The organism is Levilactobacillus suantsaiihabitans, from assembly GCF_004745505.1.
In the GTDB taxonomy this organism is placed as follows: Bacteria; Bacillota; Bacilli; order Lactobacillales; family Lactobacillaceae; genus Levilactobacillus; species Levilactobacillus suantsaiihabitans.
Map to the genome: position 1 here is coordinate 62,350 of NZ_RKLX01000014.1, position 6,865 is coordinate 69,214.

Annotated in this window: 5 protein-coding genes; 3 read left to right on the forward strand and 2 right to left on the reverse strand. The window is 55.6% G+C overall.

Translation table 11 applies throughout. The features are described 5' to 3' along the window. Positions 1-58: 58 nt before the first annotated feature. Positions 59-1,135 carry an NCS2 family permease gene (locus EGT51_RS09035; protein WP_135368387.1) on the forward strand — a complete coding sequence of 359 codons (1,077 nt, stop codon included), beginning with the start codon at positions 59-61 and terminating at the stop codon, positions 1,133-1,135. Positions 1,136-1,138: 3 nt separating this feature from the next. After that, positions 1,139-1,684, forward strand: a complete 546-nt coding sequence (locus EGT51_RS09040; RefSeq protein ID WP_135368388.1) for a phosphoribosyltransferase family protein — start codon at positions 1,139-1,141, stop codon at positions 1,682-1,684. A gap of 711 nt (positions 1,685-2,395) precedes the next feature. Here EGT51_RS09040 and EGT51_RS09045 read toward each other — a convergent pair. Both EGT51_RS09045 and EGT51_RS09050 read right to left on the reverse strand, forming a co-directional pair. Beyond that, positions 2,396-4,069, reverse strand: coding sequence for a glycoside hydrolase family 13 protein (locus tag EGT51_RS09045; protein ID WP_135368389.1), 1,674 nt, complete (start codon positions 4,067-4,069; stop codon positions 2,396-2,398). A 32-nt stretch (positions 4,070-4,101) separates the two neighbouring features. Continuing rightward, the gene (locus EGT51_RS09050; RefSeq protein WP_404819923.1) at positions 4,102-5,496 is read right to left on the reverse strand and encodes an SLC45 family MFS transporter; all 1,395 of its coding nucleotides are present in this window, start codon (positions 5,494-5,496) and stop codon (positions 4,102-4,104) included. A gap of 237 nt (positions 5,497-5,733) precedes the next feature. Here EGT51_RS09050 and EGT51_RS09055 point away from each other — a divergent pair, with 237 nt between their 5' ends. Then, positions 5,734-6,738, forward strand: a complete 1,005-nt coding sequence (locus tag EGT51_RS09055) for a LacI family DNA-binding transcriptional regulator (protein ID WP_135368390.1) — start codon at positions 5,734-5,736, stop codon at positions 6,736-6,738. Positions 6,739-6,865: the final 127 nt, after the last annotated feature.

The window sequence follows — 6,865 nt, forward strand, 5'->3', positions numbered from 1 at the left end:
GGCCATCCCGTATGATGGTGAAACAAATACGAATTTTAAACGAGTGGGGGAATCAGGTGTGCATTGGTTGGCGGACTTGTTAGCGGCGATTGGCGTGGTCTTAAACGGCATTCCACAGGGCATCATGGCGATGTCGTTGGGCTTTGCCATTTTTCCAACGATGTTTTCATTTCTCTTTGCGTCGGGGGTCAATGGGGTCTTTGGGGCGGTGGCGCCGCTGTCCTTTCAAGCCGAGTCGTTGGCGTTGACTGGCAAGTTGGGGCGAAATCTGCGGGAACGTACGTCGATCATCCTCGGGGGTTCCATGATCATGTTGCTGATCGGGGTGACCGGTACCCTGACCAAAATCGTTGCCATCTTGGGTGACCAGATCATGGCCGGGATGATGGCGGGGGTCGGGGTGATGCTGGTCCGAATTGCCCTGGGGATGGCGAAAAATGAGCGCTTGACCGGGTGGGTCTCCGTGGCCCTGGCCGCCCTGACGTACTTGGTGACCAAGGATCTGGTGTGGACCATCGGGGTGTCGGTCGTGGGGGCGAGCCTAGCCGCGGTGGGCCTACAACACTACCGCGCCGAACTGCCGGCTCACGTGACGGCGCGCCGGTTCGTTTTTACCAAGCCGACCGTCAATCCTCGGGTCATCCGCGGAGCCTTGAGCTTGGCGTGTTTAAACATTGGCGCCAACATCTCATACGGGTTGATCACCGGTGAAATGACCGGAATCAAGCCCAATCCAGTAAATCTGAATCTGTTGACTATCACGCAGTCGCTGGCCGACATGGGGACGAGTCTACTGGGTGGGGCGCCAGTCGAGACCATCATCTCGGCCACGGCCAGTGCTCCGGAGCCCGTCGTGGCCGGCATCATGATGATGCTGATCATGGCGGCGATTCTAGCGGTCGGCTGGTTGCCCAAGTTGGGGAAATACGTGCCCAGCGCCTCGATTGCCGGTTTTCTGTTCATCTTAGGGGCGGTGGTCATCTTCCCCGCCGATGCGACGACGGCCTTGCACGGTGCCGATGCCACGATTGCGGCGTTGACATTAGTCGTGACGGCCACGGTCGATCCGTTCGCTGGCCTGTTGACCGGCGGCGTGTTGAAATTTGTCTTGCCACTTTTCGGACTGGGGGTTTAAGTTGTGAAAACATATCAGTTGAAGATCGGACCACTTACGCGCCAATTGCCAATCATTCCCATTAGCCAGGACCTGGCTATCGCCTCGTTTGTGCTGTTGGGGGATGCGGAACTGACGGATTACGCCGCCAAGGAATTGTTGGCATTCATGCCGGCGGACTTTGATTACTTGGTGACCTTGGAAAGCAAGGGCATTCCGCTGGCCCAGGAACTGAGTCGGTTGACCGACCACCCGCAATTCGTGGTGTTACGCAAGTCGACCAAAGACTACATGCGCGCGCCCATCAAGTTGCCAGTCAACGCCATTACCACCAGTGCGCCGCAAGAACTGGTGCTGGACGGCACCGACGCCGATCGGTTAGTGGCCAAGCGGGTGGTGATCGTCGATGACGTCATCAGTAGCGGCGGATCATTGACGGCCGCCCGTGCGCTGATCGAACAGGCCGGCGCAACGGTCGTGGGCCAGCTGGCCATCTTGGCCGAAGGCGGGGCGGTCTCGCGGCGAGATATCCGATATTTGGCGGAGTTGCCCCTGTTTCCGTTAGATTAGACAAAAAACACCAGCTCCTCAACGCTCGCAGTCGCTGAGGGGCTGATGCTTTTAGATACTGAAGGTTGAAAGTGAAATTAACGCGCTGATTACCGTAACAGTAGTGTTTTGATATCTAAAATTGGTGAAACCAGGCGCCTGCGTCAGGCTAGGGTTCCGCCTGCTCTGGGGAACACCTCCAGCCTGAGGGGCTGTCTTCCGGTTCGCTTGAAAGCCTGGCAAAAATCACCAGTCTCTCAAGTCGTCCCGCGCTGTAGGCTGAGACAAAACCTCAGCCAACACCGCCGACACAGCTGGCTCCACCCTGGCTGCCTCCGGCAAGGTTGACGTCTATCAGCAACATTGTGTTAATTAAAGACTAGTCGTCAATGGCAGCTATTATCTGGGGTTAAGATGACTGTTGCTGGCAAGCACTACCTTAGCCGAGAGTTCGCCAAATATGGGTTCAGCCGTGGGAGTTGCCTTAGCGGCGCGGTTCATGCCGCTTAGGCAACTGGCGTCTTTGAGACGTGAACTTCGGCTCAAAGCGAGGCGTCGAGACCGCCCTTTGGCTCGGCCCGTCCGCCCCAGCGTTCCAACCCATATTTGGCGAACGGTAGGCGGCCAGTTCGGATTGTGAGGCTGAAAGCGACTACTTTTGACGTCACGAGTTGCATGATAACAATGGGTCCAGTTGATTTTTGTCTTTCAACCTTCAGATATCAAAATTGATTATTTAAACAGGTAAACTTTGGTTTCGTAAGGCCGCAACGTGGTTCCCTGGTCGTCGGCGTAGTTACCGATGAGCTTTTCACTGGCTGTGTCCTGGTCGTAATCGCGGGTCACCGTTTGGTCGGTGAAGTTACTGATGACCAGTAACGTTTGGCCCTGGTAGTGGCGCCGGTAAGCGAAGACTTGGTCGTCATCGGGGTCGAGTTCCTCGTAGGTGCCGTGGACGATCAAATCGCTGTTGTGGCGCAGGGCAATCAGCCGCCGGTAGTAGTTGAAGACGGAGTGGTCGTCGTCGACTTCGGCCGCAGCGTTGATGGTGGTGTAGTTGGGATTGACCGCAAACCACGGCTGCGCATCAGAGAAGCCGGCGTTGGTGGTGTCATCCCATTGCATTGGCGTGCGGGCGTTGTCCCGAGACATGTGGGATAGGTAGGTCAGCATCGTCTGGGGTTCAATGAGCTTTTCGTCATCCACAATTTCGTGGTAGGCGTTGAGGCTCTCCAAGTCTTCGTATTGGTCCAACGACGTGTAGTGGACGTTGGTTTCACCCAGTTCTTCACCTTCGTAAACGTACGGCGTGCCTTGCAGCATGTGTAGCGTCGTGCCCAGCATCTTCGCGGATAAGTCGCGGTAGGCGGGGGTGTCGTTACCGAAGCGAGAAACGGCCCGTGGTTGGTCGTGGTTGTTCCAGTACAAGCTGTTCCAGCCCTTGCCGTCCAAGGCCTTTTGCCAGCGTGACAGGGCATCCTTTAATTCGGTCAACTTGACCGGGGCGTCGTTCCATTTGCCCAGCCGCTGGTCGGGGTTAGGCGAAAGACCGACGTGTTGGAATTGGAAGACCATGTTCAGTTCGTTGGCGTCTAAACCGGTGTAGGTAATGGCATCGGCTGGCGTTGACCCCGGCATTTCGCCGACGGTCATGACGTCGTAGTGAGAAAGCACTTCGGTGTTCATTTCTCGCAGGTAATCGTTGAGCTTCGGGCCATCAGAGACCAGGGGTTCGACGTTACCGTACGGGGCACCAGGGGCTTGCGGCGCATCGGGGAGACCGGCGGGTTTGGAGATCAGGTTGATGACGTCCATCCGGAAGCCATCGACGCCCTTATCCAGCCAGAAACGCATGAGGCTCCAGATCTCTTGGCGGACCTGGGGATTTTCCCAATTCAAATCGGGTTGGCCCGGCGCGAAGAGGTGCAGGTAGTACTGTTGACGCTTGGGTTCAAACGTCCAGGCCGATCCACTGAAGTAAGAGCCCCAGTTGTTCGGCGCGTGGCCATCGACCGGGTCGCGCCAGATGTAGTAGTCGGCGTAAGGATTGTCCTTGGACTGACGGCTTTGTTCGAACCAGTCGTGCTGGTCGGACGTGTGGTTGACCACCAGATCCATCAAGATTTTGAGCCCCTGTTGATGGGCGGTGTGCAGCATCGTGTCGAAGTCGGCCATGGTGCCGTAGACGTCTTGAATGTTGCGGTAGTCGCTGATGTCATACCCGTTGTCCTTGTCGGGGGACTTGTAAATGGGGTTCAACCAGATCACATCGGCGCCTAACTTTTTGATGTAAGGCAAACGTTGGGTCAGGCCGGGGAGATCCCCGATTCCATCGTGGTTACTATCCTGGTAACTGCGTGGGTAAACTTGATAAACGACGGCGTTTTTCCACCATTGCTTGGACATAAGATAAAACCTCCTATAGAAATACGTTAGCTTTAGTTTACAGAATTTTCGGATAATTTGGGATGAATAACACTCACCGCGACGGCGCCTAAGAGAAAGGCGATGCCGGCGATGACCAACATGCCGGGCATGGATTGCCCAATGGCCGGGAAGATGGCGAAACTGGCGAGCGATGCGATGATCTGCGGTAAGCAGATACCACAGTTGAACAGGCCCAGGTAAGCCCCTTCATTTTTCCCGTTCAAGGATTCGGTGAACAGGGACATGGCTTGCGTCTGCATGGTCAAATAGCAGATACCAATTAGGCAAAATGGCAAGACTAGCAGCCATTGTGAGTGAATGAAGTAGATCCAGATCATGCCCAGACCACCCATGATGAGGCTGATGCGGAACCAGAATTTCCGTTGGTTCGGCTTGGTGTGTGACAGAACGGCAAAGCCCCAAATAACGGCGGCCACGGACTGGATGCAAGACAGAATCCCGAACCAGTTACCGGCGGCTTGATACCCGGCAGAAGCAGCATCGGCGGTGTGCCAAACGTTGTCGGCGATGGCGCCGGTCCCGTAAGTCCACAGGTATTGAATGGCGAACCAGTCAAAGAGCTGGACGAAGGAAATTTCCCAAAAGGCCCGGGGTGCTGTTTTGACTAAGTGCCAGAGGCTAGCGGTCTTTTGCTTGGCCTCTGATTTCACGTGGTGGTAACGGTTGTAGGTCTCGGGGTCGTATTCCTTGACCGAGATGATCGTGTAGATTGAGGTGAGCAACAGAATTGCGGCGCCGATATAAAAGGCCAACCGCACGGACAGCGGCACGGTCCCCTTAGCGGCCACGTTGGACACGCCAAACCAGGTCAAAACGAAGGGGAAGATGGTGGCTAAGACCCCACCCAAGTTGGAGTAGGATTGTTGCCAAGACCAGGCCAGATCCTTTTGGTCTTCATTGACCATGTCGCCAATGATCATCTTGAACGGTTGCATGCAGACGTTAGACGATAGGTCCATGAACAAGATGGCGACGGCCCCAAATAATAGGGCGGCCAGTGACGCGTAGCCAAAGCCAAAGGACCCGGCGTTAGGCAGTAGAATCATGACCAACGCCGCGATGGGGGCACCAATCATGAGGTACGGCATCCGCCGACCGAACCGGTTCCAGGTGATGTCGGAATATTTCCCAATCAGGGGTTGGACGACCATCCCGGCCAGTGGCGGCAACAGGAAGAAGAACCCGAGTTTCGTCGGGTCCGCGCCAATCGTCTGGAAGATCCGCCCCATCTGGGACGACTGTAGGGAAAAGGCCATGTTGACGCCGAAAAAGCCAAACGTCATGGCGAAGATCGTTTTTAATGGTAGTTTGGGTAGTGAGTTGTCGGCGACCGTGGTAGTGGTCGTGGTGGCGGGCTCACCATCTAAGGCGGTATTTTGTGCCATAGTGATTCCTCCTCAAAAATGAAAGCTAGAATAAGTGCATACATCGATCAAATAAATTAAGTAACCGCTTACAATTTGAATTCTAGCACTTTACACAAACGTTTACAATAGCTTTAAAACAATAAAGCAAACGTTTGTGTAAATTTGCCCATTTTGACGGGATTGGCTTTGTGGTTTTTCGCGATTAACGGTAGAATAAGAACAGATGCAAAACCAGTTGAAAGCGAGGTGGTCGAGATGGCCGCAACGATTAAAGACATTGCCAAATTAGCGGGGGTCTCCACGGCCACCGTGTCGCGGGTGTTGGCCCATAAGACCGCCTTCTTTAGTGCGGCCACGGCCCAGAAGGTCCAGGCCGCGGCGGCAACCTTGGGGTATCAGAAGAACACGGCGGCCGCTGAGCTGGTTACCCGGCAAAGTCACGTGATTGCGGCCGTGGTCAATTCGACCAAGACCAATTTTGCCAGTCAGATCATCGAGGGTATCCAGGCCGAGGCCCATCGGCACGACTTGAACGTCATTATTTTGTACGCAGGGGATGCCGATGCCGAGCAACAACGGCGGGCGCTGATGACCGTGATTGAACGGCCGGTGATGGGCATCTTACTGTTGTCGGTGGACCTGGCGGCGGAGAATTTAACGTTGCTGCAACAGTCCCAGCTTCCGTATTGCTTCTTGTCGATCTCCTTTGACGGCGAGCGGCTGCCCTACATCACTTCCGATGACTGGCAGGTCGGCTATCTGGCCACCCAGGCGCTGCTTGACCAAGGGCACCGCCGCATCGGGTTGGCGGGTGTCGACAGCGACTTTCATACCGGCCGGTTGCGCGTGCTTGGCTACACGCAGGCCCTGAAGAATGCCGGTATCACCGCGGCGCCGGATTGGATTCAGTTGGGCAATTACAGCTACGCCGCCGGGCAAACGGCCATGCGGGCGTACGGCGCAAAAACGTCATTGACGGCTGTCGTCGGGGCCAGTGACATGGCGGCCATCGGCGTGATGAACCAGGCCCGCGACCTGGGCTTGGCGGTGCCGACCGACCTGTCGATCATCGCCATCGATGGCACGGAACTGTGTAGTCTGGTCCAACCGTCACTGACCAGCGTGTCGCAGAATTTTTACGAAATGGGTATTGCCGGGGTCCAACAGCTGCGGGCCAAGGAAGCCCTGCCACAGAAGATCACGCCGATCCAGCTGGTGAACCGGCAGAGCGTCCGGCGCCTGAACGGGGATCGGAAGTAGGTTAGGATAAACGGTTCTATGATATTTGGTGTTGATGGAGAACTCCATCGACGCCATTTTTGTATAAAAAAGAGGCATATCACCTCTGTGCTACAATCAAGTCGTCGAAACCAATTGAAAGCGAGGA